Genomic DNA, 26,035 nt, shown 5'->3' with positions numbered 1-26,035 from the left:
AGAATGCACGTTCAATCGAGAAACCAGGAGACGAGCAGCATGAGTGACCGCCCATGGCTGGGTGCCTATCCGGCAGGTGTGCCCGCCGACATCGATCCCTCCCAATACCCCTCGCTGGTGGCCCTGATGGAGGAGGCCTTCAGCCGCTACGCGGACCGCGTGGCCTATTCCTTCATGGGCAAGGAGCTGACCTACTCGCAGGTCGATGCGCAAAGCCGCGCCTTCGCCGCCTATCTGCAGAGCCTGGGCCTGGCCCGCGGCGACCGCGTGGCGCTGATGATGCCCAACATTCCCCAGTACCCCGTGGCCGTGGCCGCCGTGCTGCGTGCGGGCTTCGTCGTGGTCAACGTCAACCCGCTGTACACGGCCCGCGAGCTGGAGCACCAGCTCAAGGACTCGGGCGCCAAGGCCATCGTCATCATCGAGAACTTCGCCCATACGCTGCAGGCCTGCAAGGCCGCCACGCCCGTGCAGCACATGGTGCTGTGCACCATGGGCGACCAGCTGGGCATGCTCAAGGGCGCCATCGTCAATTACGTGGTGCGCAAGGTCAAGAAGCTGGTGCCGCCGTTCTCGCTGCCAGGGGCCGTGCGCTTCAACGACGCGCTGGCCAAGGGCATGCGCTCGCCCTTCCAGGCGCCGCAGCTGCAGGCCTCAGACATGGCCCTGCTGCAGTACACGGGCGGCACCACGGGCGTGAGCAAGGGCGCGGTCCTGCTGCACAGCAACATCATCGCCAACGTGCTGCAGTCCGAGGCCTGGAACCAGCCCGCCATGGGCAAGGTGCCGGCCGGCGAGCAGCCCACCAGCATCTGCGCGCTGCCGCTGTACCACATCTTCGCCTTCACGGTGAACATGATGCTGTCCATGCGCACGGGCGGCAAAACCATCCTGATTCCCAATCCGCGCGACCTCAAGGCCACGCTCAAGGAACTGTCCACGCAGCGCTTTCACAGCTTCCCGGCCGTGAGCACGCTGTTCAACGGCCTGGCCAACCACCCGGACTTCAACACCGTGGACTGGTCGCACCTGAAGGTCTCGGTCGGCGGCGGCATGGCGGTGCAAAGCGCCGTGGCCCAGCTGTGGCTGCAAAAGACCGGCTGCCCCATCTGCGAGGGCTATGGCCTGTCGGAGACCAGCCCCACGGTCAGCTGCAACCCGGTCACCTCCACCGAGTTCTCGGGCACCATCGGCGTGCCCTTGCCCAGCACCTATCTCAAGCTGGTCGATGACGACGGCAACGACGTGACCGAACTGGGCGCGCGCGGTGAACTGGCCATCAAGGGCCCGCAGGTCATGGCCGCCTACTGGCAGCGTCCCGACGAAACCGCCAAGGTCTTCACCGCCGACGGATATTTCCGCACCGGCGACATCGGCACCATGGACGAGCGCGGCTACTTCAAGATCGTGGACCGCAAGAAGGACATGGTCCTGGTCAGCGGCTTCAACGTCTATCCCAATGAAGTGGAAGACGTGGTCTCCAACTGCCCCGGCGTGCTCGAATGCGCCGTGGTCGGCGTGCCCGACGAGAAGACCGGCGAGGCCGTCAAGCTGGTCATCGTGCGCAAGGACGACAGCCTCACCGAACAGGCCGTGCGCGACTTCTGCCACGACAACCTCACGGGCTACAAGCGGCCTCGCGTGATCGAGTTCCGCACCGAGCTGCCCAAGACCCCGGTCGGCAAGATCCTGCGCCGGGAGCTGCGCGACAGCAAGTAACGCAGGCGGCTTGCCGTGTTTGAAAAGAGGCGCTGCGGCGCCTCTTTTCATTGGGAGGGAACACGTCTTCAGAACACGCCCAGACCCGCCAGGACCAGCGCCGCCAGTGCCACGGCCGCCGCATTGAGGCACGCCAGCGCAAAGCCGAAGCGCACCAGCTCGCCTTCTTCCTGGGCATTGGTACGTGCCAGGCCCAGCACCAGCATCACGATGGACAGGGAGCCCAGGGCCGCATGTCCGGCGGCGCTGTTGTGCACGGCGGCCAGCAGCAGGCGCGAGGACTCGGGCAGCAGGGCGATGGCGGGCATGAAGATCGCGTTGCCGCCCACGTTGGAGCCCGTCATGTAGCCGGCCAGCGCGCCGAAGGCCGCCACGATGGGCGCCAGGGCAGCGGGCGCCAGCTCGGCCAGCAGCTGCACCAGGCCGGACAGAAAACCGGCCTTGACCATCATCTGGGACATGGCCAGAAAGAAGAAGATGGTCAGCAGCGGGCGTTTGGCGCGGGCGGCCAGAGCACCAGCCAGGGCAGCGCCACGGCCGGCGCCGCGCACCAGCAGCAGGCCCAGCACCAGGGTCAGCGCCACGCCCGGGGAGGCCAGCGGCTTCCAGGCCACCTGGGCGCCCTGCACGATCCAGCGCTGGTCCCACTGCGTGGCCAGGGCCAGCAGCTTGAGCAGCACGATGGCAAGAGCCAGCGCCAGATACGGCCAGGCCTGTCGCGGCCAGCCGGGTGCCGCCTGGGCCGTGCCGCGCAGCAGCAGCGCGCGCACCAGCATACCCAGCGCCACGGCAAAGCCCGCGCCCACGCCCGCCACCTCGGGGCCCATCCAGCGGCTGATGCCATGCAGCACGCCCACGAACAGCAGGCCAAAGCCGCCCAGCAGCAGCCAGGCCCGCGCACCGCGCTCGCCGGCCAGATGCAGGGACAGGGCGCCTAGCACCAGGAACACCGGCGCGCTGGTCAGCGAGGACACAGCGGCCAGCGCTGCCGCGTCCACATGGGCCAGCGAGGCACCGATCACCGTGGCCAGGCCCAGCGTGCCCCAGGGCATGATGGCCATGCCCGCCAGCGCCATGCGCAGCGCGGCGCGCCGTTCGAACAGGCTCAGCAGCAGCGGCACGGTGGCGATCAGCGACACGCCAAAGCCCGTCATCGCCTCCAGCAGCGGCGCCAGGCCCAGCACGATGAACACCACCTGATCGGCCGGCCCCAGGCCCAGCGAGCGCACCCACTGGCTCAGCGCCTGGTTCACGCCCATGCGTTCGATGAGGATCACAAAGCCCAGGCCCGGCACGATCACGAAGGCCGTGCTCAGGAACAGCACGCCCGTGTCGCGCGCTGCGGCCAGGGCGGCGCCGGAAGCGGCGGTGCCCGTCGCCATCCAGGCATCGACCAGCCACAGCAGGGCGACCAGCGCCGCCCCGGCCATGGCCGCCTGCACAGGCGGGCGGCGCAAAACCATGAGCATGGACATCACAAGAAACACGGGAGACAGGTGGAGCAGGGTGGCCATGGGATGGGCTTTCTCGGCAGGCAGGTCCGCATGCGTTGGATGCGGAAAACGACGAAATACTATTTCGCGGCACCTGTTTTTTGGTCTCTGAATTGGGGATGTTTGCGAGAAAATTTCTCACCCTCCAAAAGTCCTCGCTTCCCATGACCAAGCACACCGCCCACCCTGCTCACCTGGCCGACCTGGACGGCTTCGACCGCGCCATCCTGGCCATCGTCCAGCGCGACAGCACGGTGCCGCTGCGCCTGCTGGCCGAGCAGGTCAACCTGTCCACGGCCGCCGTACAGCGCCGCCTCAAGCGCATGCAGGCCGAAGGCGTGATCACCGGCCAGGCCGCCACCGTGGACCCCACGCGCGTGGGCCGGCCCATCACCATCATCGTGGAGGTCATGACCGAGCGCACCAGCATCGACGCGCTCAACGCCATGAAGTCGCACTTCGCCGTGCCCGAGGTCCAGCAGTGCTACTACGTCACGGGCGAGGTGGACTTCGTGCTCGTCCTCACCGTGGCCACCATGCAGGAGTACGAGGCCCTGGCGCGGCGCCTGTTCGCCGAGAACCCCAACGTCAAATGGTTCAAGACCATCGTGGCGCTGGACCGCGTGAAGGTGGGGCTGGAAATTCCCTGCGAGTGAAGGCCCTTTGGCGCAATCTTGACAGCCGCGAAACGGCCGCCTACATTGAATGGAATGATCGTTCCAATTCAATGAGCCACCATGCGCACCAAGGACTTCGACCCCGATGACATCGCAGACGCCGCCATGCAGGTGTTCTGGCAGCGCGGCTACGCGGCCACCTCGGTGCAGGACCTGGTGGACGGCACGGGCCTGTCGCGCAGCAGCCTGTACGGCACCTTCGAGAACAAGCAGGGGCTGTTCCAGCATGCGCTGCGCCGCTATGAGGCCGTGACCACCTCCAACGTGGAACTGCTGTCCGGCCCGGGACGCGCCCGGGACCTGGTGCGGCAGCTGCTGCTGCGCATCGTGCAGGACGAATTGAGCGATGCCGGGCGCCGTGGCTGCCTGGTCGCCAATGCCGCGCTGGAGCTGGCCGGCCATGACGAGGCCGTGGCCGAGAGGGTGGCCGGCAACTTCCAGCGCCTGCAAAAGGCGCTGGAAAAGCTCATCCTGCGCGGCCAGCAGGAAGGCGACATCACCGACAGCAAAAAGCCGCGCGCCCTGGCGCGCTTCGTCCTGAACACCGTGCAGGGCCTGCGCGTGCTGGGCAAGGGCAGCAGCGCGCCGCAGCGCCGCCAGTGCCTGATGGACGTGGTCGACGTGGTCGACATGGCGCTGCAGGCGCAGTAGCCGGCCACCCGCCACCCGCCGCGCGCATGTCGTGCCGTTGCGGGTTTTTATTTTCCTTGAATTGGAATGATCGTTCCAGTAATCCGGATTTCAGTTTTCCTTGTCTGTTTCACTCTCTCATCACCCTGGAGTTCCCATGCATTCAAACCTTCAAACCACCATTGCCGTGCTCGGCACGGGCCTGATCGGTGCGCCCGTCGCGCGCAACCTGCAACGCAAGGGCTTCACCGTCCGCGCCTGGAACCGGACGGCCGCCAAGGCCCAGGCCCTTGCGGCCGACGGCGTTCAGGCCTGTGGCGATGCGGCCGACGCCGTGCGTGGCGCCCGCATCGTCGTCACCGTGCTCAAGGACGGGCCGGCCGTGCTGCAGGCCATGCAGGCTGCAGCGCCCGCATTGCAGCCGGGCACACTGTGGCTGCAACTGAGCACGGTGGGTGTGGACGCCATCGCGCCGCTGGCGCAGTTCGCCGATCGGCATGGCCTGGTGTTCTACGACTGCCCCGTGCAGGGCACGCGCCAGCCGGCCGAGCAGGGCCAGCTGGTCATCCTGGCCGCAGGCCCGCTGGCGCAGCGCGGCCAGGTGCAGCCGGTGTTCGATGCCATTGGCAAACGCAGCCTGTGGATTGCGCAGCAGGCAGGCGCCGCCAGCCGGCTCAAGCTGGCGCTCAACCACTGGGCCTTCGCACTCACGCATGGCCTGGCCGAAAGCCTGGCGCTGGCCAAGGGGCTGGACATAGAACCGGCCCTGGTGGTCGAAGCCGTCACGGGCGGGCCCATGGACAGCGGCTTCTTCCAGGCCAAGGCCGCTGCCATGCTGTCAGGCCGCTACGACGCCAGCTTCACCGTGGCCAATGCCGTCAAGGACGCTCAACTGGTGGCCGATGCCGCAGCCGGCGCAGGCCTGCTGCTGGATGGCGCCCAGGCCGGGCTGCGCCGCTTCGAGCGCGCGCTGGCCGCCGGGCATGGCGACAAGGACATGGCGGCATCCCACCTGGCATCCCATCCAGCCTCCCATGCCTGAGATGCGCAGCGAGGAAAAGGCAATGAACCAGCCCATGGACACCTCCGGCGACACGGGCCTGCCGCTGGGCAGGCTGCTGGCCCTGGCGATGGCAGGCTTTCTGGCCATCATGACCGAGACCCTGCCGGCCGGCCTGCTGCCCCAGATCGGCACGGGACTGGCAGTGTCCGAAGCCATGGCCGGCCAGATGGTCACGCTGTACGCGTTGGGTTCGGTACTGGCCGCCATTCCCGTCGTGGCCGCCACGCGCGGGCTCAGGCGCCGGCCGCTGTTCATGGCGGCGGTGGGCGGGCTGCTGCTGTTCAACAGCCTCACCGCGCTGTCCGGCCACTACGGCCTGACCCTGGTCGCCCGCTTTGCCGCAGGCATGGCTGCGGGCGTGATCTGGGGGCTGGTGGCCGGCTATGCGCGGCGCATGGTGCCGCCGCATCTGCAGGGGCGTGCACTGGCCGTGGCGGGCGTGGGCCAGCCGTTGGCCCTGGCGGCCGGCGTGCCGCTGGGCGCCTGGCTGGGCAGCCTGTTCGACTGGCGCGGCGTGTTCTGGGCGCTGTCGGCGTTGTGCCTGCTGCTGCTGGCCTGGGTGCGGCTGGGTGTGCCGGATTACGCCGGGCAGACGGCGCACCAACGCCAGCCCGTGGCGCGCATCCTGCTCGTGCCCGGCGTGCGCCCCGTGCTGCTGGCGCTGTTCGGCTGGATGCTGGCCCACAACATGCTCTACACCTTCATCGCACCCTTCCTGGCTTCGGCGGGTCTGGGGCAAAGGGTGGATGGGGTGCTGCTGCTGTTCGGCCTTGCGGCCATTGCCGGCATCTGGCTCACGGGCCTGCTGGTGGACCGCTGGTTGCGCGCGCTCACCGTGCTGAGCCTGGCCTTGTTTGCCGTGTCTGCGCTGGTGCTGGGGCTGGCCGGGCAGTCGGCCGTGGCCGTTCTGATCGGGGTTGCGGCCTGGGGCCTGAGCTTTGGCGGCGCACCCACGCTGCTGCAGACCGCGCTGGCCGATGCGGCAGGCGAGGGCGCCGACGTGGCCCAGTCCATGCTGGTGACGGTCTTCAACCTGGCCGTGGCGAGCGGCGGCGTGGCCGGCGGACTGCTGCTGGGCTGGCTGGGTGCCCGCGCCTTGCCCTGGGCGCTGGCGGTGTTGGCGCTGGCCTGCCTGTCCGTGGTCTGGCCGGCCAGCCAGGCGGGCTTTCGGCCTGGGCGGCGCAGCATGGCTGCCTGAGGCACCCGCATCGCTGTTGCACCCGCATCGCTGTTCCCTCAACAGACTGGGCAGCAAAGGGGCCACATGCCGCTGCGCATGTGGCCCTTGTTGCGTGCGATCAATCTTCCTATAATTGTTTTACCCCATGAACTGTGATTCATGGATAAAACAAATGGCGCCTTCCCCGCCATGATCCACCGACGTTGATGGAGAGACACATGTCCGAATCCGCTCAGAACACGCCCCGCACCTGGGACCAGCCGGAAGGCTCCAGCTTCGAACAATGGATGGAATCGCGCGTAGCGCGGTTTTCCACGCGCAAGTACGACTTCGACGCGCTGAAGTTCCAGGCCGACTTCGACCCCAAGTACCGCCGTGGCCAGATGCGCTACATCGGCACGGGCGGCACGGGCGTGGCTGCGGACAGCAACACCATCCCGTCCGAGAACTTCACCTTCTCCACCATGGTCATCCCGGCCGGCAATGAAGGCCCCTCGCACCTGCACACCGATGTGGAGGAAGTCTTCTTCCTGATCCGCGGCAAGCTCAAGCTCGTGCTGGAGAAGGACGGCCAGCGCTTCGAGACCATCCTCACCGACCGCGACGTGGTCTCCGTGCCGCCCGGCGTGTACCGCGAGGAAATCAACATCGGCGACGAAGACGCGCTGATGTGCGTGATGCTGGGCGCCAAGAAGCCCATCACGCCCACCTATCCCCCAGAACACCCCCTGGCAAAAATCAAACGTTAGAAATGGAGCACCCCCTGAGGCGCTTCGCGCCTTCCCCCTTGAAAGGGGGACGACAGCCTCGCGGCGGGGCGGCCCTTGCCTGCTGTCCCTGGCGTGGATCGTGCCAGTCTCATGGCTGAAGGGCCATGCCATCGCCATGGATAACTGAAATGACCCCCTCGGTAACCGCATGCATGGAGCAGCGCCTTCAGGCGCAGTTCCCCGAACATCTCATCGCCCTGCCCGGTGGCGCCCAGGTCGCCTGGCGCGAGGCCGGCGACACGGCCTCGGACTTTGCCGTGGTGATGCTGCACGGCATCAGCTCGGGCGCCGCCTCCTGGCTGGACGTGGCCCTGGCGCTGGCGCCGCGCGCGCGTGTGCTGGCCTGGGACGCGCCCGGCTATGGCCGCTCCACGCCGCTGGCACCCGACGCGCCCACGGGCGCCGACTACGCCCGCGTGCTGGAGCAGTCGCTGCAGGCGCTGGGCGTGCGCCGCTGCATGCTGGTGGGTCACTCGCTGGGTGCGCTCATGGGCACGCCCTGGGCGGTGCAGGCCGGTGCCGGGCGCGTGCAGCAACTGGTGCTGATCAGCCCCGCTGGCGGCTATGGCGCACCCGGCATGGGCGAGCAGCAGGCCAAGGTACGCCAGGGCCGTCTTGCGGCCCTGCAGGAAAAAGGCATCGAAGGCCTGGCCGCCGCCATCGACCAGCGCCTGGTCTCGCCCGCCGCGCCCGAGCCCGTGCGCCAATGGGTGCGCTGGAACACGGCGCGCCTGCATGCTGCCGGCTACGCCCAGGCCGTGGAGCTGCTGTGCGGCAGCGACCTGGGGCAGGCGGCGGGGCAACTGGCCATGCCGGTCGAGGTCTGGGTGGGCGAGCACGACGTGGTCACGCCGCCCGCTGCCTGCGCGGCCTGGGCCGCAAGGCTGGGCGCGCGGTACGTTACGCTTGCGGCAGCCGGCCATGCCTCTGTCGTCGAACAACCTGCGGATGTCGCACAGAGGCTGGCCACCCTGCTGACCTGATGGCCTACCGGCCCGAATTGCGATGAGCGACACCTCCGAAACCCTCTCGAACGACAACGACCGCTACACCGTCCCTGCGCTGGAGCGCGGCCTGCGCCTGCTGGCCTGCTTCACGCCTTCGCAGCCCGTGTGGAGCGCGCCCGACCTGGCGCGCACCCTGGCGCTGCCGCGTTCCACGGTGTTCCGGATGCTGACGACGCTGGAGAACATGGGGTATCTGCAACGCTCGGGCACCGAGTACCGGCTGGGCCTGTCCGTGCTGCGCCTGGGCTACGACTACCTGTCCACCCAGCCGCTGGCCCAACTGGCCGAGCCCGTGCTGCAGGCGCTGTGCGAGCGCCTGGGCTTCACCACCAACCTGGCGCTGCTGGACGGCACCTCCGTGGTCTACGTGGCGCGCATTGCGCCGGCCGGCGCCTTCCAGGGCGCCGTGCGCGTGGGCTCGCGCCTGCCGGCCCATGCCACCGTGCTGGGCCGCGCCCTGCTGCAGGACATGGACGCAGACCAGCTGCGCGAACTCTTCGGCGGCAGCGAGCTGCCGCAATTCTCGGAAAGCACGCCGCGTGACGTGCAGCAACTGCAGCAGCTGCTGCTGCAGGACCGCGAGCGCGGCTACGCCATGGGCGAGGGCTTCTACGAGCCCGGCGTCTCCAGCATTGCCGCGCCCGTGCGCGATGCGCAGGGCCGCATCATCGCGGGCCTGGGCATGGCCGTGGCCTTTACCGAAATCGCACCCGGGCGCATGGCGCACTGGGTGGAACAGGTGCGCGAGGCCGCCGTCGAACTGACGGGCCACCTGCGCACCCAGCATCCTGGTTTTCTGCGCTGAGGAACTGGTGCTCCCACCGGCCCTCAGCGCGTTCTTGCTCAGAAAGAAATGACGATGAATATTGCTGTGATTGGCTGCGGTGCGATTGGCGCCAGCGTGCTCGAACTGCTCAAGGGCCATGCCGCGGTGCAGGTGGGCTGGGTGCTTGTGCCCGAAGTGACGGACGCCGTGCGCGCCACCCTGGCCCGGCATGCGCCCCACGCGCGCGCACTGCCTGCGCTGACGACTGAAGACCGGCCCGACCTCATCGTCGAATGCGCAGGCCATACCGCCATCGAAGAGCATGTGCTGCCCGCCCTGCGGCGCGGCATTCCTGCCGTCGTGGCCTCCATCGGCGCACTCAGCGCCCCCGGCATGGCCGAGGCCGTGCAGGCGGCGGCCGAGGCCGGAGACACCCAGGTGCAATTGCTGTCGGGCGCCATCGGCGGCGTGGATGCGCTGGCCGCAGCCCGCATCGGCGGCCTGGACGAAGTGGTCTACACCGGCCGCAAGCCGCCCCTGGCCTGGACCGGCACGCCCGCAGAACAGCGCTGCGACCTCGCCAGCCTCAAGGAAGCCTTCTGCATCTTCGAAGGCAGCGCACGCGAGGCCGCCCAGCTCTACCCCAAGAACGCCAACGTGGCCGCCACCCTGTCGCTGGCCGGCATGGGCCTGGACCGCACCACGGTGCGCCTGTACGCCGACCCGGCCGTGGACGAGAACGTGCACCATGTGGCCGCGCGCGGCGCCTTCGGGTCCATGGAATTGACCATGCGTGGCAAGCCGCTGGAGGCCAACCCCAAGACCTCGGCCCTCACCGTCTACAGCGTGGTGCGCGCCGTGCTCAACCAGGCCACGGCCATCGCCATCTGAGCCGCACCGGGCACAGGCTCGCGGCACAATGGGCGCTTTCGCCCCGCAGGCGGCCCCCGGGCCGCCTTTGCTTTTTGCCTGTGCCGTTGAAACGTTGAAAGAGAAGCCACCATGACCATCGCCATCCTCAGTGCCCTGCCGCAGGAACAGGAAGGCCTGGTCCATGCCATGTCCGACGCCCAGGGCACGGCCCACGCCGGCCGCATGTTCTGGCGCGGGCGCCTGCATGGGCACGACGTGGTCTGCGCGCTGTCGGGCATAGGCAAGGTGGCGGCCGCCACCACGGCCACGGCACTGATCGAGCGCTTCGGCGTGCGCCGCATCGCCTTCACCGGCGTGGCCGGTGGCCTGGGCGAAGGCGTGCGCGTGGGCGATGTCGTCGTGGCCGACGAATACCTGCAGCACGACCTGGACGCCTCGCCCATCTTCCCGCGCTGGGAAATGCCCGGCTACGGACGCACGCGCCTGCCCTGCGACCCCGAAATGACCGCCGCGCTGCTGGCCGCTGCCCAGGCCTTCGTGGCCGAGGCGGGCGAAGACCTGCGCGCCGCCCACGCCACCACGGCGCCGCGCGCGCACCAGGGGCTGATTGCCAGCGGTGACCAGTTCGTGGGCACGGCGGGCGCCTCTTCCGCGCTGGCGCAGGGCCTGCGTGCTGCAGGGCATGAGGTGCTGGCGGTGGAGATGGAAGGCGCCGCCGTGGCGCAGGCCTGCCTGGACTATGGCGTGCCGTTTGCGGCCATGCGGACGGTTTCCGATCGGGCGGATGACAGTGCGCATGTGGACTTTGCGGAGTTTGTGCGGGTGGTGGCGAGTCGGTATGCGTTGCGGGTTGTTGATGGGTTTTTGCGGCGGCTTGCTGTTTGATTTTTTACCCTGGTGGGGGCGTTTTTTGACCCTGCCGGGGGGTTGTTTTTCGAGGCCGGGGTTCGGCCCGGCGGCCGACCTACTTTCTTGTCTTGCTACAAGAAAGTAGGCAAAGAAAAGCACCCCGAATGTCCGCGACCCCTTCGCTGCGCTACGGGGCAACCTGCGTCGGGCCACCTGCGGGGTTCGCCGTGAAACTCACTTCGCGCTGCGCGCTACGTTCAGACAATCACGGCGAGTCAGATGACGAAGCAAGCCTGTCCTTCGGCAGGCTTGCAACCCCGCAGGCGGCCCGACGCAGGCGCTGACATACGGGGAGTTTGCTCGGGCCTTCGCTGCGCTCGGCCGGATGTGGCCGCACTCGTGGCTATGGGCTTTGAGTGTGGTCGCAACCTACGCTTCTGGCTTCGCCTTGCACATAGTCGGCCAGTGACTCAGCGCCGTCGCGGATGGCGCGCAGTGCGTGAGCCATGGCTTGCGGACGTCGCAAGTCTTCTGGTGCATTGAGGCTGGCCAACACAAGTTGGGCCAGGGCCCATATTTCGTTGCAGCCTTCCTGTACCCATCCATTGGTGTCGGTGATGGTGCGAGCCAGTTGCTCGAAGCTGGCGCGCGTGGGAAGAGCGGTGCGCTGATCGTTCATGTTTTCGTACTCCTGTGCGAGACGGAAACACCCGACCTGCGTTTTCAAGCGCAGAAAGGGTGGATGGGATGTTGAAAACACGCACACAGACGTGCGGGCAGCCTTGCGGGTAGCCCCATCCCATCCAAAACCGTGTGGACGTGCGGGTGCGATGCCCACTGTCCAAGTGTTCAGACGTGACGAGGCCTCTCTTTCGGGGAGGCTCTGCCGCTGTGTGTTGATGGTGTTTTCAAGCACCAGCCCCGGAACAGGGGGCCACCGAAATCATAGAGGCATTCCACAACCCCGCCTCAAACCCCAGGCCGAGCGAAGCGACGGCCCGCACCCACTCCCCGTATGAACGCGCCTGCGGCGTGGTGGTTGTGGGGTTGCAGTCCTGCCGAAGGACAGGACTGCTTCGTCATCTGACTCGCTGCGGTTGTCTGAGCGGAGTTCACGCAGTGAACGCAGCGAGTTCCGCAGCGAACCCCGCAACCGCCACGACGCAGGTAGCCCCGGAGCGAAGCGCAGGGGTCGCGGGCATTTGGGCGCGTTTCTTTGCCGACTTTCTTGCCGCGCGGCAAGAAAGTCGGTCGGCCGCCGGGCCGAAACCCGGCTCCCGCCCGCAGGGCGGGCATGCCCTCACAAGCCATAAAAAGCCCCTCATCCAAACACACCCAGACACACCTCTGTCATCCATTTCCCACACGCCTCCGTGTTTTCCCCAATCCCACCCCGAACCATCAGTCCTAAACTCACGCTTGTTTCAAGAAAAAAGTGTCATTTCAAATTTGAAACAGACACAAACCCCCTTCGATTGAGGTACGCCATGAACACCACGCCCTCCACAGGCCAGCTTGCCGGCCGCCGCATCCTCGTCACAGGCTCGGCGCGCGGCCTGGGCTTTGCGTTCGCCAAGGCCTTTTGCGAGCAGGGCGCGCGTGTCGCCATGGCCGATCTGCGCGAGGAGCTGCTGGCCGAGTCCGTGGCCCGGCTGCGTGCGCAGGGCTTCGAGGCCCATGGCTTCGGGCTGGATGCCGGCAATCCGGAGTCGATAGAGCGCTGCGCGCAGCAGGCCGTGCAGGCGCTGGGCGGGCTGGACGGCCTGGTGAACAACGCGGCCGTGACCGATTCGGGCGGCAAGGGCATGGACGACATCGATCTGGACAAGTGGGACCAGGTGATGAACGTGAACGTGCGCGGCGTGTGGCTGATGACGCGCGCCTGCCGCGCCGCGCTGCGCGACAGCGGCCGGGGCGCCATCGTCAACCTGGCGTCCGACACCGCCATGTGGGGCGCCCCCAACCTGATGGCCTATGTGGCCAGCAAGGGCGCGGTGATGGCCATGACGCGCTCCATGGCGCGCGAGCTGGGCGCCGACGGCATCACCATCAACGCCGTGGCGCCGGGCCTGGTGCTGGTGGAGGCCACGGAGTACGTGCCCGAGCACCGCCACCGCCTGTACATCGACCAGCGCGCGCTGCAGCGCGAGCAGCGGCCCGAGGATGTGTCGGGCGCCGTGGCCTATGCGCTGTCCGATGGCGCGCGCTTCGTGACGGGGCAGGTGCTGCCCGTCAACGGCGGCTTCGTCATGAATTGAAGGGGTTCGCCATGACCGACACCCCCTCTTCCGGGAATGCCGAGAGCGCCGAGAGCGCGGACAACGGCGCCGACAAGTACATGGTGCCCGCGCTGGAGCGCGGCCTGCGCCTGCTGCAGGAGTTCGGGCGCGGCAATGCCACGCTGGGCGCGCCCGAGCTGGCCCGCCGCCTGCAACTGCCGCGCGCCACGATTTTCCGCATGCTCAACACGCTGGAGGCCATGGGCTTTCTGCAGCGTGCCGAGGGTAGCAATGACTACCGGCTGGGCCTGTCCGTGCTGCGCCTGGGCTTCGAGTTCCTGTCGTCCATGGACCTGACCGAGCTGGGCCAGCCCGTGATCGCGCGGCTGTGCGGCGAGATCCGCTATCCCTGCAACATCGTGGTGCGCGATGGCCGCTCCATCGTCTACGTGGCCAAGGTGACGCCGCCCACGCCGCTGACCAGTTCGGTGCGTGTGGGCACGCGCCTGCCTGCCCATGCCACGGCCCTGGGCCGCGTGCTGCTGGGCGACCTGTCCCTACCCGAGCTGCGCGCGCTCTACCCCGAGGAGCACCTGGAAGCGCACACGCCCAAGACGCCGCGCACGGTGCTGGACCTGTTCAACCTGGTCGAGGCCGACCGCGAGCGCGGCCATGTGTTCAGCGAGGGCTTCTACGAAAGCTCCATCTGCACCATCGCCGCCCCCGTGCGCGACCACAGCGGCCGCGTGGTGGCGGCGCTGGGCACGACGGTCCCCGCGCCCCATGTGGAGGAGGGCCGTGCCGAGACCCTGATCGCCGGCGTCTGCGACGCGGCGGCCGAGCTGTCCGAGCTGCTGAACTACCGCCCGCAAACGCAAACGCAAACGCAGACGGCACAGCTGCTTTCCCTCAATTCCCGGCGCGCAGGAGGCGGCCATGTTTGATTCCCAACTCAAGGACACCACGGCCGTCGTCACCGGCGGCTCTTCGGGCATTGGCCTGGCCACGGTCGATCTGCTGCTGTCGCAGGGCGCGCGTGTCGCCCTGTGCGGGCGCAGCGCCGAACGCCTGGAGCAGGCCGTGCAGCAGCTGCGCGAACGCCATCCCGAGGCCCGCCTGTTCGCCCAGGCCTGCGACGTGCTCGACGCCGCCCAGGTGCAGCAATTCGCGCGCGACAGCGAGGCTGCGCTGGGTCCCGCCTCCATCCTCGTGAACAACGCGGGCCAGGGCCGGGTCTCGACGTTTGCCAGCACCGACGATGCGGCCTGGACCGAGGAGCTGCACCTGAAGTTCTTCTCGGTGCTGCATCCCACGCGCGCCTTTTTGCCGCAGCTCGAGCGCACGGCGCAGCCGGCCATCGTCTGCGTCAATTCGCTGCTGGCCTCGCAGCCCGAGCCGCACATGGTGGCCACCTCGGCCGCGCGCGCCGGCCTCAAGAACCTGGTGCGCTCCATGGCCACCGAGTTCGCGCCCAAGGGCGTGCGCGTCAACGGCATCCTGGTCGGCCTGATCGAGTCCGGCCAGTGGCGCCGCCGCTTCGAGGCGCGCGAGGACCGCAGCCAGGACTGGAACGCCTGGAGCGCCGACCTCGCCCGCAAGAAGTCCATTCCGCTGGGCCGCCTGGGCTCGCCCGACGAGGCCGCGCGCGCCATCTTCTATCTCGCCACGCCCCTGTCCTCCTACACGACCGGCAGCCACATCGACGTCTCCGGTGGTCTTGCACGGCAAGCGTAGTGCTCCAGCCCCTTCACCCGATTCAAAGCAGAACATGACTTCTTCCGCATCCAAAATCACCGTCGGCGCCGTTGTGGCCCAGTTCCTCGAACACTGCGGCGTGCAGGCCGCGTTCGGGGTGATCTCCATCCACAACATGCCCATCCTGGACGCGATGAATGCGCGCGGCCATGTCCGCTTCGTGATGGCGCGCGGCGAGGCCGGCGCCGGCAACATGGCCGATGCCTGCGCGCGTTCCACCTCCAGCCTGGGCGTGTGCATCACCAGCACCGGCCCGGCCGCGGGCAACATCGCCGGCAGCCTGGTGGAGGCCTATACGGCCGGCACGCCGCTGCTGCACATCACGGGCCAGATCGAGACGCAGTACCTGGACCAGAAGCTGTCGTACATCCACGAGGCGCCCGACCAGCTGACCATGCTGGGCGCCGTGTCCAAGGCGGCGTTCCGCGTGCGCAGCGCCGAGACCTGCCTGTCCACCCTGAAGGCCGCCGTGCAGGCCGCCATGACCGCGCCCACGGGGCCGGTGAGCGTGGAGATTCCCATCGACATCCAGCAGACCGTGATCGACATGCCGGCCGACCTGTCGCCGCTGCCGGTGGCCGTGCTGGCCCCCAGCGAGGCATCGCTGGATGCGCTGGCCGACACGCTGGCCAAGGCACGTCGCCCGCTGCTGTGGCTGGGTGGCGGCGCACGCCACGCAGTCGCTGCCGTGCAGCGCCTGAAGGCGCTGGGCTTCGGCATCGTCAGCACGGGCCAGGGCCGCGGCATCGTGGCCGAGGACGATCCGGCCTCGCTGGGCGCCTACAACATCCAAAAGCCCGTGGAGGCCTTCTACCAGCGCTGCGACGCCATGCTGGCCGTGGGCACGCGCCTGCGCAGCAATGAGACGCTGAAGTACGAACTGAAGCTGCCGCGCCCGCTGCTGCGCATCGATGTGGACGCTGCCCAGCAGGGCCGCTGCTATGCCGATGACGGCTTTGTCTGCGGCGACTCGGCCCTGGCGCTGACGGGCCTGGCCGACCGGCTGGAGGCACGCGGCTACAAGGCCGACCCCGAGCTGCTGGCCGACCTGCGCCAGGTGCACGACGAGGCCGTGGCCACCATGCGCGACGGCCTGGGCCCGTACAGCGTGCTGGTGCAGGAGCTGCAAAAGGCCGTGGGCCGCAACTTCAACTGGGTGCGCGACGTGACCGTCTCCAACAGCACCTGGGGCAACCGCGAGCTGCGCTTTTTCGAGCCCAACGCGGGCGTGCACGCCACGGGCGGCGGCATCGGCATGGGCATGCCCATGGCCATCGGCGCGGCCGTGGGCGCGGCGGTCAGCGGCTCGGGCCGCAAGACGCTGGGCCTGGCGGGCGATGGCGGCTTCATCCTGAACCTGGGCGAGCTGGCCACGCTGGTGCAGGAAGAGTGCGACACCCTGATCGTGCTGATGAACGACCAGCGCTACGGCGTGATCCAGAACATCCAGGACGCCTCCTACGGCGGCCGCCGCTGCTATGTGGAGCTGCACACGCCCGACTACGCGCAGCTGTGCGCCTCCATCCAGCTGCCCCATGCCCGCGTGCAGAACCTTGACGAGCTGCCCGCCGTGCTGGCCTCGGCCTGGCCGAAGAAGGGCCCCTTCCTGCTGGAGATCGACATGCGCGCCATCGGCAATTTCAAGGCCACGTTCTCGGGCCCGCCCGTGAACAAGCTGGACCAGATCCCGGCCACCACCACGGCGTCCAAGGCCGCCTGAGGCGGCTGGATTCGAACGAACGAGAGAGGCTCACCATGTCGAACCTGGAACTGCTCCCCATCAATATCGCCGGCGAATGGCGCCTGGGCGGCGGTGGCGAATCCACCACGCTCTATCCCGCCACCGGCGAAGTGGTGGGCCGCCTGCGCGCGCCCAGCCTGGAAGATGTGGAAGAGGCCATCCAGAAGGCCGACCACGCCTTCCGCACCAGCGGCTGGGCCCAGAAAAAGCCCCATGAGCGCGCGGCCGTGCTGCACCGCGTGGCCCAGCTGATCCGCGAGCGCGCCGAGCCCCTGGCCCAATTGCAGCGCCTGGACAACGGCAAGCCCATCAAGGAAACACGCATGCTGGTGGCCAGCGCCGCCGCCACCTTCCAGTTCTTTGCAGCCGCCTGCGAGACCATGGAAGAAACCATCACGCCCTCGCGCGGCGACTTCATGACCATGAGCGTGTACGAGCCCATGGGCGTGGTGGCGGCCATCACGCCGTGGAACTCGCCGATCGCCAGCGAGGCGCAAAAGCTCGCTCCGGCGCTGGCCGCCGGCAACGCCGTGGTCGTCAAGCCCGCCGAGGCCACGCCGCTGCTGGCGCTGGAGCTGGCCAGGATCTGCGAAGAGGCCGGCGTGCCCAAGGGCCTGGTCAGCGTGCTGCCGGGCCGGGGCTCGGTGATTGGCGACGCCATCACCAAGCATCCGCTGGTCAAGCGCGTGTCGTTCACGGGCGGCACGTCCACGGGCAAGCACATCGCCCACATCGCGGCCGACAAGATGATGCCGGTCTCGCTGGAGCTGGGCGGCAAGTCGGCCACCATGGTGCTGGCCGATGCCGACATCGACCATGCCGTCAACGGCGTGCTCTACGGCATCTTCAGCTCCTCGGGCGAGTCGTGCATTGCGGGCTCGCGCCTGTTCGTGGCGCGCAGCCTGCATGCCGAATTCATGCAGCGCCTGACGGCCAAGGCCGCCGCGCTGCAGGTGGGCGACCCGGCTGACGAGCGCACGCAGATGGGGCCGCTGATCACCGCCAAGCACCGCGAATCCATAGAGAGCTATGTGGCCCTGGGCCTGTCCGAGGGCGGCCGGCTGCTCACGGGCGGCCAGCGGCCCGAGGGCGCGCAGTTCGAGCGCGGCTACTACTACCGCCCGACCATCATCGACGGCGTGAAGAACGACTGGCAGATCTGCCAGCAGGAAATCTTCGGCCCCGTGCTCGTGGCCATGCCCTTCGACAACGAGGACGACCTGCTCGCCCAGGCCAACGACAGCGTCTACGCGCTGGCCGCCGGCATCTGGACGCGCGACTACAAGAGCGCCTGGCGCATTGGCCGCGCCGTGCAGGCCGGCACCGTCTGGATCAACACCTACAAGCAGTTTTCCATCTCCACGCCCTTCGGCGGCTGGCGCGACAGCGGCCTGGGCCGCGAGAAGGGACGGCTGGGCATACAGCAGTACATGGAGCAAAAGAGCATGTACTGGGGCTTGAACGAGAGCCCCATCGCTTGGGCAAATTGAAGGAGCACGACATGAGCGTACTGGGCATAGACGAAATCACCTACGGCGCGGACGACCTGGCCACCTGCCGCCGCTTCTTCCTGGACTGGGGCCTGGCGCTGGTGCAGGAAGCGGACGACCGGCTGGTGTTCGAGACCCTCAACGGCTGCCGCGTGATCGTGGCCGCCGTGGACCATCCCGATCTGCCGCCCGCCATCGAGGCCGGCCCCACGCTGCGCGAAGTGGTCTGGGGTGTGGAAAGCGAGGCCGATCTGGCGCTGTACGCCAGCCGCATTGCCGCGCTGCCAGGCTTCTCGCAGGGCCAGGGGCGCATAGGCTGCACCGACCCCAACGGCCTGTCCGTGCGCCTGCAGGTCACGCAAAAGCGTGATGTCGACGTGCAGGGTGCTGCCTACAACACCTGGAACCGCAAGGACCGCGTCAACCAGGCCAGCCCGGCCTACGAACGCGCCCAGCCCATCGAGGTCGGCCATGTGGTGTTCTTCGTCAAGGACGTGCAGGCCTGCGAGCGCTTCTACGTGGACAACTTCGGCTTCGCAGCCTCGGACCGCTACCCCGAGCGCGGCGCCTTCCTGCGCTGCGCGCCTGACGGCGGCCACCACGACATCTTCCTGCTGCAGCGCCCGGCCAAGGACGCGGGCCTGAACCACGTGGCCTTCACGGTGCGCGACATCCACGAGGTCTTCGGCGGCGGCATGCACATCTCGCGCTGCGGCTGGGACACCCAGCTGGGCCCGGGCCGCCATCCCGTGTCCTCGGCCTATTTCTGGTACTTCCGCAATCCGGCCGGCGCCCTGGTCGAGTACTACGCCGACGAGGACCAGCTCACCGCCGACTGGCAGCCGCGCGAGTTCGAGCCCGGCCCCACGGTGTTTGCCGAATGGGCCATCGATGGCGGCATCGACGGCAACACCCGGCGCCAAAAGGGCGTTGGCACATCGGACGGCAAGTTCATCACCGACAAGCGGCATTGAGACCGCGCCTGACGGCCTACCCCCACAACCCAACCACCCCACGGCCCCCACCATGAACAAGACACGTCGCCAGGTTTCTCTTGCCGCTGCATTCCTGGCTGCAGCCACGCTGTCCGGCACCGCGATGGCCCAGGCCTATCCGGCCAAGCCCATCACCATCATCGTGGCCTATCCGGCCGGTGGCGACACCGATGCCATGGCGCGCCTGTATGCCGAGAAGCTGTCCACGCGCCTGGGCCAGCCCGTGCTGGTGGACAACCGCCCCGGTGCCAGCGGCACCATCGGTAGCGTGCATGTGGCCAAAGCCGCGCCGGACGGCTACACCCTGCTGCTGGCGCCCAATACCTTCGCCATCGCGCAGTTCGTGCTCAAGACGGCCTCGGGCTCCAGCTACGACGTGCTGCACGGCTTCACGCCCATCGTGCAGACCAGCGTGCAGCCCATGTTCGTGGCCACCAACCAGGCCTCGGGCATCAAGGACATGAAGACCCTGATCGCCCAGGGCAAGCGCGACGGCCTGACCTACGCCAGCCCCGGCAGCGGCTCGCCCATGCACATCCTGGGCGAGATGTTCAACCGCGCCGCCGGCACGCGCATCGCCCACATTCCCTACAAGGGCGTGGCGCCCGCCGTCAACGACCTGATCGGCGGCCATGTGCCCACGACCTTCATGACCTGGGGCCCGATTGCGCCCTACATCGGCGGCAAGGTCACCGCCCTGGCCGTGGCAGACAGCCAGCGCAGCGCGCTGGCCCCCAATGTGCCCACCCTGGCCGAGCTGGGCGTCAAGGACGTGGAAGTGTCCGCATGGCAGGGCCTGTTCGGCCCCAAGGGCATGTCGCCCGAGACCGTGAAGCTGCTGAACACGCACCTCAACGAGATCCTGAAGATGCCCGACGTGGTCTCCAAGATGGCCACCTTCGGCGCGCTGCCAGCAGGCGGCGAGCCCGCGAGGCTTGAGAAGACCAATGCAGCGGACTTCAACCGCTTCGGCAAGCTCATCAAAGACCTGGACATCCGCGCTGACTAAATGACCTACCCCCTGAGTCGCTTCGCGCCTTCCCCCAAGGGGGACGACACCCTCGGTGCGGGGCGGCCCTTCCTCGGTGTCCCTGAGGTCGGGCTGCGCCGGTTTCACACGATATGGGTGGCGGGCGACGCTCCGGGCAATGAAGCCGAACCACGATTCAAGACAGTTTTCGAAGGAGAGAACCATGGCCGCTGATCGCTATCTCGAGCCGCACCAGGCGCGCGAACGTGCCCCCACCCTGATGGAAGACCTGCTGGGCGATTCCATCGAACGCGCCTTCGGCGAAGGCGTGCAGACCCTGCCCGAACTGGTGGCCTATCTCAACCGCAGCGGCCCCGCCGGCGAGAACGGCCAGGCCTGGACCGAAGACAGCTTCCAGGCGCTGATGGCGCGGCTGGGCTATTGATACCGAGCAGGACTGGAGAGCCCCATGAACGTACAAACCATCACCATCGATCCGGTGGACGGCCTGCTCAACAAAGGCCTGAAGAACCTCTGGTACGCGGTCTGCCCCTCGGACTTCGTGAAGACCCAGCCCGTGTCCGTGCGCCGCTTCGGCCGCAAGATCGCGCTGTGGCGCGATGCCGCCGGCCAGGTCCATGCGCTGGAAGACCATTGCCCGCACCGCGGCGCGCCGCTGTCGCAGGGCGTGATCCTGGGCGACCGCCTGGCCTGCCCCTACCACGGCGTGGAAGTGCGCGGCGACGGCACGGTGACCAAGGTGCCCGGCAGCCCCGGCTGCAAGCTCGAAGGCTCGCGCGCGGCGCTGGCCTTCCATGCGCGCGAGGCCCATGGCGCCATCTTTCTCTACAACAGCGACAAGGCCGTTGACGAGGCGCCCGAGTTCACGCTGCCCGAGGAGCTGACCTCGCCCGAGTACTCCAACTTCCTGTGCTATGCCGAGTGGCGCAGCGACTACCGCTATGCGCTGGACAACGTCATGGACCCCATGCACGGCACCTTCCTGCACAAGCAGTCGCACTCCATGGCCGAGGGCGACAGCAAGGCCACGTTCCAGGTGCGCGAGACCGATGACGGCTTCGTCTTCGAGAAGGTGGGCCAGCGCGGCGTGAACTTCGACTGGACCGAGTGGGGCAGCACGGGCGTGCACTGGATGCGCCTGGAGATTCCGTACCCCAAGACCGGCGGCCCAGGCGGCAACTTCGCCATCGTGGCCTGCGTCACGCCCATCAGCGCCGACCTGTGCGCCGTGTTCTTCTGGCGCTGCCGCAAGGTGCAGGGCTGGATGCGCGACACCTGGCGCTTTCTGTACCGCAACCGCCTGGAGGCGCGCCACTGGGCCGTGCTGGAGCAGGACCGGATCATGATGGAGCAGATGGAGCTGGACGCCAACGAGCGCGAGAACCTCTACCAGCACGACATCGGCCTGGTGCGCCTGCGCCGCCACCTGCGCCGCCTGGCCCAGGAGCAGATCGACGAAGGCGCCGCATCATGAGCACCAACCTCCAGGCCTTCGTGCACACGCTGCGCTTCGAGGCCCAGGACACCATCAGCGTGGACCTGCGGCCCGTGGCGGGCGGGGAGCTTCCCGCCTTCACGCCGGGCTCGCACATCGATCTGCACCTGCCCAACGGCCTGGTGCGCAGCTACTCGCTGAGCAACCCCAGCGAAGAGCGCCACCGCTACGTGGTCGGCGTGCTGCGCGACCGCGCCAGCCGCGGCGGCTCGCGCTGCGTGCACGAGTCGCTGCGCGTGGGCATGCCCATCACCATCTCCGAGCCGCGCAACCATTTCGCGCTGGACGAAAGCGCCGCGCACACCGTGCTGGTGGCCGGCGGCATCGGCATCACGCCGCTGCTGTGCATGGCGCGCCGGCTCAAGGGCCAGGGCCGCTCGTTCGAGATGCTGTACTTCGCCCGCGAGCGCAAGGGCGCGGCCTTCCTGGAAGAGCTGCAGGCGCTGGGCATGCCGCTGCACCTGCACTTCGACAGCGAGGCCGGCGGCCCGCCCGACCTGCGCGCGCTGCTGGCCCAACGGCAGCCCGACGCGGGCACGCACCACTACGCCTGCGGCCCCACGCCCATGCTGGACGCCTTCGAGAAGTTCTGCGTCGAGCTGGGCCACGCCAACGCCCACGTCGAGCGCTTCACGCCCGTGGAGGTCAAGGCCGCCGACGATGCGCGCAGCAACTACACAGTGGAGCTCAAGCGCAGCGGCCGCTTCATCGAGATCACGCCCGAGAAGTCGCTGCTCGACACCCTGCTGGATGCCGGCATCCAGATGGACCACAGCTGCTGCGAAGGCGTCTGCGGCTCCTGCGAGACGCGCGTGCTCGAAGGCATTCCGGACCACCGCGACTCGGTGCTCAGCCCCAAGGAAAAGGCCAGCAACAAAGTGATGATGGTCTGCGTTTCCGGCTGCAAGAGCGAACGTTTAGTGCTCGATATCTGAGCAGGCAATCAGACCTGCACGGCAACAACCCACCACCCCCAAGCCCCCCAAGCCACCACCCCAGAGGAGACAACCCCATGAAAACCATCCATACGCCCATGCTGGGCGTGGCGCTAGCCTGCCTGGCGTCCTTGCCCGGTGCCGCTTCGGCGCAGTCCAAGGTCGAGATCTTCGGCGTCGTCGATGTCGGCGTCACGCACCTGAACGGCTCCGGCCCGTCCAAGACCGGCCTGTCCACGGGCGGCGCCAACATCAGCCGCCTCGGCTTTCGCGGCACGGAAGAGCTGGGCGGCGGCCTGCGTGCGGGCTTCTGGCTGGAGGCGGGCATGGACGTGGACAGCGGCTCGGGCAAGGCCAGCGGTGGCGGCCTGAGCTTCAACCGCCGCTCCACCGTGAGCCTGTCGGGCGACTTCGGCGAAGTGCGCCTGGGCCGCGATGATTCGGCCACCTTCCTGAGCACGCTGATCTTCGACCCCTTCCTCACCAACGGCGTGGGCGGCACCATGGGCTTCACCATGCTGGGCATTCCCGGCACGGGCACGGCCACGGGCGGCGCGCCCATCCAGATCAGCAACGCGGTCAGCTACTTCCTGCCGCAGAACCTGGGCGGCTTCTACGGCCAGGTGCAGGTGGCCATGGGCGAGCAGGCGCGCAGCGCACCCAACAAGAACCAGGGCGACTACCGCGGCCTGCGCTTCGGCTACCGCCAGGGCCCCTTCAACGGCGCGCTGGCCACGGGCAAGTTCTATGGCGACAGCGATGCGACCAACCTCACGGCCAGCAACGTGGGCCTGAGCTGGGACTTCGGCGTGGCCAAGCCCATGCTGCTGTGGGCCAGCGAAAAGCGCGGCGCCCTCAAGGTCACCGCCCTGCAGCTGGGCGTGACCGCGCCCGTGGGCATGGGCGAGTTCAAGGCCTCCTACGGCCACTACAACACCGACGGCAGCAATGCCGACTGGAACAAGATCAGCGTGGGCTACGGGCACAACCTGTCCAAGCGCACCCAGGTCTACGGCACGGTGGCCTTCCTCAAGAACAAGGACGGCGCGGCCAAGTCCATCGGCGTGCAGGGCCTGTCGGCCCCGGGCACCACGCTGGGCGGCCGCTCCTCCGGCTTCGAGGTGGGCGTGCGCCACTTCTTCTGATACAGCCCATCGGGCGATAGAGACTTGCCATGAAAGATATGCGTGCGGCCCGCTGGTGGGGGGTGATCAGCCTCTTCATCATCGTCGCCATCTCCTATGTGGACCGGATCAACCTTTCGATCCTCATCCTCGACCAGGGATTTCTGGACCACATCGGGCTGACGCACGACGACCGCACGCGCCAGGGCCTGCTGGCCACGGCCTTCATGGTGGGCTACGGCGTTTCTTCCTTCGTGTTGACGCCGTTTTGCGCGGCGCTCTTCGGCGTGCGCCGAAGCCTGGTGGTCGGCCTGCTGCTGTGGGGCGCCGTGTCCTTTCTGTCCCCGGCCATGAACAGCTACGGCCTGCTGCTGGCCTCGCGCATCCTGCTGGGCATCTCCGAAGGGCCGCTGTACTCGCTGGCGGGCAGCTACATCAAGGCGCATTTCCAGAGCCATGAGAACGGCCTGCCCAACTCCTTCGTGAACATGGGCACGGGCCTGGGGCTGGCGGTGGGCTACCCGCTGATCGGCTACCTGGTGGCCGGCCACGACTGGCAGACCTCGTTCCACGTGCTGGGCCTGATCAATGTGGCCATCGGCATTCCGCTGGTGCTGGCCTTCATCCGCATGCCCCGCGTGGACACCGGCATGCCGCGCCCGCGCTCGCTGGGCGAGGCGGTGGGCCAGGTCGGCCAGATCGTGCGCGGCGCCATGCACACGCGCTATCTGGTGCTGGTGGCCGTGCTGTCGGCGGCCTTCTTCTCCTACCTCTGGGGCAGCAGCAACTGGCTGCCGGCCTATCTGGAGTCGCGCGGCTTTTCGCTGCGCGAGATGGGCTGGCTGGCCTCGCTGCCGCAGTACGCCACGGTGCTGGCCGTGCTGGTCGGCGGCATCGTCATCGACCGCCTGCCGCGCCGCCAGGTGCCCCTGATCTTCGTCGGCGGCAGCCTGGGCCTGGCGCTGGCCATCTGGCTGGCCATCCACATGGAAGACCGCTACGCGGCGGCCTACTGCCTGATCGCCGCCAACTTCTGCTGGGGCCTGATGAGCCCCGCCATTCCCAGCACCGTGCAGTACTGCGCGCGGCCCGAGCATGTGGCCAGCGCCTACGGCGTCGTCAACGGCACGGCGACCCTGGTGGCGGGCTTCATGCCTGCGCTCATGGGGGCCGTCATCGGCTGGACCTCGCATTCGGCCGGTGGCGGGTTCGTCGCAGGCTTCAGCCTGCTGGTGGGCACGCAGCTGGTGGTCATGGTCTGCGGCCTGGTGCTGTGGCTGCGCGAGCGCGGCCAGGGCGCTGACGGTGCCAGCGATGCCCGGGACAGGTCCGCGCGCACGGCCTGATCTGCACTACAGCGCGCCCGCTGCGGCGCACTGCTCCAGAAACGTCACCAGGGCCTGCACGCGCGCCGTGCGTCCCTTGCGCGTGGGCACCAGCAGGGTGACGGGCGCGCTGCCGAAATGCCAGTCGGGCAGCACGCGCACCAGCCGGCCCTCGGCAACGGCCTGCTCCATGTCCCATTGCGAACGCAGCACCAGGCCCAGGCCCTGCTCGGCCCAGTGGCGGGCCACGCCGCCGTCGTTGGTGACGTAGGACGGCGTCACGCGCAGGGTCTGGCCGTCCACGGCACGCCGGCTGGCGGCCGGGCGCAGGTGCCACAGCGTCACGTCTTCCTCGTTCTCGCGGATGCAGATGCAGGCGTGCTCCAGCAATTCGCGCGGCGTGGCGGGCGTGCCGTGGCGGCGCAGGTAGTCGGGGCTGGCGCACAGCCAGCGGTTGTTGGCAGCCAGTTCGCGCGCCACCCAGGAGGAGTCGCGCACCGCGCCGATGTGGACCACGGCGTCGGCATCGTGGCGGTCGGGGAAGGGCGTTTCGCGCAGGTCCAGCTGCAGTTTCAGTTGCGGGTGCTGGCGCGTGAAGGGCACCAGGGCCGGGGCCAGCCGGCTGCGCCCGTAGCCAAAGGGCGCGGCAATGCGCAGCGTGCCGCCCAGCTGGCGGGCATCGCCGTGCAGCGAGTCGCGCAGCTCCTCGATCTGGCCCAGCAGCCGCACGGCCTCGCGGGCGAAGCGCTCGCCCTCGGGCGTCAGCGCCAGGCGCCGCGCGCTGCGGTTGGCCAGGGACAGGCCCAGTTCGGCCTCCAGCCGGCGCAGCCGCATGGACAGGGCAGGCGGCGTCACATCGAGCGCACGGGCGGCGGCGCTCAGCGAGCTTTCGCGCAGCAGGGCGGCGGCAAGCTGCAGGTCTTCGATGGCAATCATTC

General features: G+C 68.4%; 25 protein-coding genes. 22 read left to right on the top strand and 3 right to left on the bottom strand.

Annotated features, from left to right (window positions below):
* Positions 1 to 39: 39 nt before the first annotated feature.
* A complete protein-coding gene (locus tag IB269_RS13995; protein WP_192367405.1) occupies positions 40 to 1,719 on the top strand; it encodes a long-chain-fatty-acid--CoA ligase in 1,680 nt (559 codons plus the stop codon).
* Between the two features lie 68 nt (positions 1,720 to 1,787).
* On the opposite strand, the gene IB269_RS13990 is transcribed toward IB269_RS13995, so the two are convergent.
* Entirely contained in the window at positions 1,788 to 3,233 is a 1,446-nt protein-coding gene (locus IB269_RS13990) for an L-lactate permease (protein ID WP_192367404.1), read from the bottom strand.
* A 143-nt stretch (positions 3,234 to 3,376) separates the two neighbouring features.
* Between IB269_RS13990 and IB269_RS13985 the strand changes: the two genes are divergently transcribed.
* From IB269_RS13985 to IB269_RS13945, 9 genes are all read left to right on the top strand, one after another.
* Entirely contained in the window at positions 3,377 to 3,868 is a 492-nt protein-coding gene (locus IB269_RS13985) for an Lrp/AsnC family transcriptional regulator (protein WP_016449824.1), read from the top strand.
* Between the two features lie 81 nt (positions 3,869 to 3,949).
* Positions 3,950 to 4,540 (top strand): TetR/AcrR family transcriptional regulator, encoded by a 591-nt coding sequence (locus IB269_RS13980; protein WP_013804518.1) that lies wholly within the window; start codon positions 3,950 to 3,952, stop codon positions 4,538 to 4,540.
* A 136-nt stretch (positions 4,541 to 4,676) separates the two neighbouring features.
* Positions 4,677 to 5,561 (top strand): NAD(P)-dependent oxidoreductase, encoded by an 885-nt coding sequence (locus IB269_RS13975; protein ID WP_192367403.1) that lies wholly within the window; start codon positions 4,677 to 4,679, stop codon positions 5,559 to 5,561.
* A 22-nt stretch (positions 5,562 to 5,583) separates the two neighbouring features.
* On the top strand, positions 5,584 to 6,780 hold the full coding sequence (locus tag IB269_RS13970; protein ID WP_192367543.1) for an MFS transporter: 1,197 nt from the start codon (positions 5,584 to 5,586) through the stop codon (positions 6,778 to 6,780).
* Between the two features lie 200 nt (positions 6,781 to 6,980).
* Positions 6,981 to 7,511 carry a cupin domain-containing protein gene (locus tag IB269_RS13965; protein ID WP_012202881.1) on the top strand — a complete coding sequence of 177 codons (531 nt, stop codon included), beginning with the start codon at positions 6,981 to 6,983 and terminating at the stop codon, positions 7,509 to 7,511.
* Between the two features lie 149 nt (positions 7,512 to 7,660).
* Positions 7,661 to 8,515 (top strand): alpha/beta fold hydrolase, encoded by an 855-nt coding sequence (locus IB269_RS13960; protein ID WP_192367402.1) that lies wholly within the window; start codon positions 7,661 to 7,663, stop codon positions 8,513 to 8,515.
* A 22-nt stretch (positions 8,516 to 8,537) separates the two neighbouring features.
* On the top strand, positions 8,538 to 9,344 hold the full coding sequence (locus IB269_RS13955; RefSeq protein ID WP_012202883.1) for an IclR family transcriptional regulator: 807 nt from the start codon (positions 8,538 to 8,540) through the stop codon (positions 9,342 to 9,344).
* A 54-nt stretch (positions 9,345 to 9,398) separates the two neighbouring features.
* Positions 9,399 to 10,196, top strand: a complete 798-nt coding sequence (locus IB269_RS13950; RefSeq protein WP_192367401.1) for an aspartate dehydrogenase — start codon at positions 9,399 to 9,401, stop codon at positions 10,194 to 10,196.
* Between the two features lie 111 nt (positions 10,197 to 10,307).
* Entirely contained in the window at positions 10,308 to 11,063 is a 756-nt protein-coding gene (locus IB269_RS13945) for a 5'-methylthioadenosine/adenosylhomocysteine nucleosidase (RefSeq protein ID WP_192367400.1), read from the top strand.
* A 367-nt stretch (positions 11,064 to 11,430) separates the two neighbouring features.
* Here the strand turns inward: IB269_RS13945 and IB269_RS13940 are convergent, their stop codons facing one another.
* Positions 11,431 to 11,706, bottom strand: a complete 276-nt coding sequence (locus IB269_RS13940; protein WP_012202887.1) for a hypothetical protein — start codon at positions 11,704 to 11,706, stop codon at positions 11,431 to 11,433.
* Between the two features lie 808 nt (positions 11,707 to 12,514).
* On the opposite strand from IB269_RS13940, the gene IB269_RS13935 reads away from it, so the two are divergent.
* The 12 genes from IB269_RS13935 (at position 12,515) to IB269_RS13880 (ending at position 25,118) form a co-directional block, all read left to right on the top strand.
* On the top strand, positions 12,515 to 13,285 hold the full coding sequence (locus IB269_RS13935; protein WP_012202888.1) for an SDR family oxidoreductase: 771 nt from the start codon (positions 12,515 to 12,517) through the stop codon (positions 13,283 to 13,285).
* Positions 13,286 to 13,296: 11 nt separating this feature from the next.
* Positions 13,297 to 14,190: an IclR family transcriptional regulator gene (locus IB269_RS13930; RefSeq protein WP_192367399.1), complete on the top strand. Its 894-nt coding sequence runs from the start codon at positions 13,297 to 13,299 to the stop codon at positions 14,188 to 14,190.
* Positions 14,183 to 14,980, top strand: a complete 798-nt coding sequence (locus IB269_RS13925; RefSeq protein ID WP_012202890.1) for an SDR family oxidoreductase — start codon at positions 14,183 to 14,185, stop codon at positions 14,978 to 14,980. Before IB269_RS13930 ends, IB269_RS13925 begins: the two co-directional genes overlap by 8 nt.
* Positions 14,981 to 15,014: 34 nt before the next feature.
* Positions 15,015 to 16,721: a thiamine pyrophosphate-binding protein gene (locus IB269_RS13920; protein ID WP_043825870.1), complete on the top strand. Its 1,707-nt coding sequence runs from the start codon at positions 15,015 to 15,017 to the stop codon at positions 16,719 to 16,721.
* Between the two features lie 35 nt (positions 16,722 to 16,756).
* A complete protein-coding gene (locus IB269_RS13915) occupies positions 16,757 to 18,232 on the top strand; it encodes an aldehyde dehydrogenase (RefSeq protein ID WP_034389880.1) in 1,476 nt (491 codons plus the stop codon).
* A gap of 11 nt (positions 18,233 to 18,243) precedes the next feature.
* Complete coding sequence (locus tag IB269_RS13910; RefSeq protein WP_192367398.1) at positions 18,244 to 19,206, top strand: VOC family protein; 963 nt, start codon at positions 18,244 to 18,246, stop codon at positions 19,204 to 19,206.
* A gap of 52 nt (positions 19,207 to 19,258) precedes the next feature.
* Positions 19,259 to 20,236: a Bug family tripartite tricarboxylate transporter substrate binding protein gene (locus IB269_RS13905; protein ID WP_013804505.1), complete on the top strand. Its 978-nt coding sequence runs from the start codon at positions 19,259 to 19,261 to the stop codon at positions 20,234 to 20,236.
* 184 nt (positions 20,237 to 20,420) lie between these two features.
* The gene (locus IB269_RS13900; RefSeq protein ID WP_012202895.1) at positions 20,421 to 20,642 is read left to right on the top strand and encodes a recombinase-like helix-turn-helix domain-containing protein; all 222 of its coding nucleotides are present in this window, start codon (positions 20,421 to 20,423) and stop codon (positions 20,640 to 20,642) included.
* A 24-nt stretch (positions 20,643 to 20,666) separates the two neighbouring features.
* The gene (locus tag IB269_RS13895; RefSeq protein WP_012202896.1) at positions 20,667 to 21,692 is read left to right on the top strand and encodes an aromatic ring-hydroxylating oxygenase subunit alpha; all 1,026 of its coding nucleotides are present in this window, start codon (positions 20,667 to 20,669) and stop codon (positions 21,690 to 21,692) included.
* Complete coding sequence (locus IB269_RS13890; RefSeq protein WP_192367397.1) at positions 21,689 to 22,648, top strand: PDR/VanB family oxidoreductase; 960 nt, start codon at positions 21,689 to 21,691, stop codon at positions 22,646 to 22,648. The genes IB269_RS13895 and IB269_RS13890 overlap by 4 nt, the downstream gene beginning before the upstream one ends.
* A 77-nt stretch (positions 22,649 to 22,725) precedes the next feature.
* Entirely contained in the window at positions 22,726 to 23,793 is a 1,068-nt protein-coding gene (locus IB269_RS13885) for a porin (RefSeq protein ID WP_013804504.1), read from the top strand.
* Between the two features lie 29 nt (positions 23,794 to 23,822).
* A complete protein-coding gene (locus tag IB269_RS13880) occupies positions 23,823 to 25,118 on the top strand; it encodes an MFS transporter (RefSeq protein ID WP_071954170.1) in 1,296 nt (431 codons plus the stop codon).
* Between the two features lie 6 nt (positions 25,119 to 25,124).
* Here IB269_RS13880 and IB269_RS13875 read toward each other — a convergent pair whose 3' ends face one another.
* Positions 25,125 to 26,033, bottom strand: coding sequence for a LysR family transcriptional regulator (locus IB269_RS13875; protein ID WP_192367396.1), 909 nt, complete (start codon positions 26,031 to 26,033; stop codon positions 25,125 to 25,127).
* Positions 26,034 to 26,035: the final 2 nt, after the last annotated feature.

It is taken from the genome of Delftia sp. DLF01 (genome assembly GCF_014852125.1).
Lineage (GTDB): Bacteria > Pseudomonadota > Gammaproteobacteria > Burkholderiales > Burkholderiaceae_C > Comamonas > Comamonas acidovorans.
The sequence above is the reverse complement of the archived record's forward strand: the minus strand, read 5'-3'. Positions and strand labels throughout refer to the sequence as shown.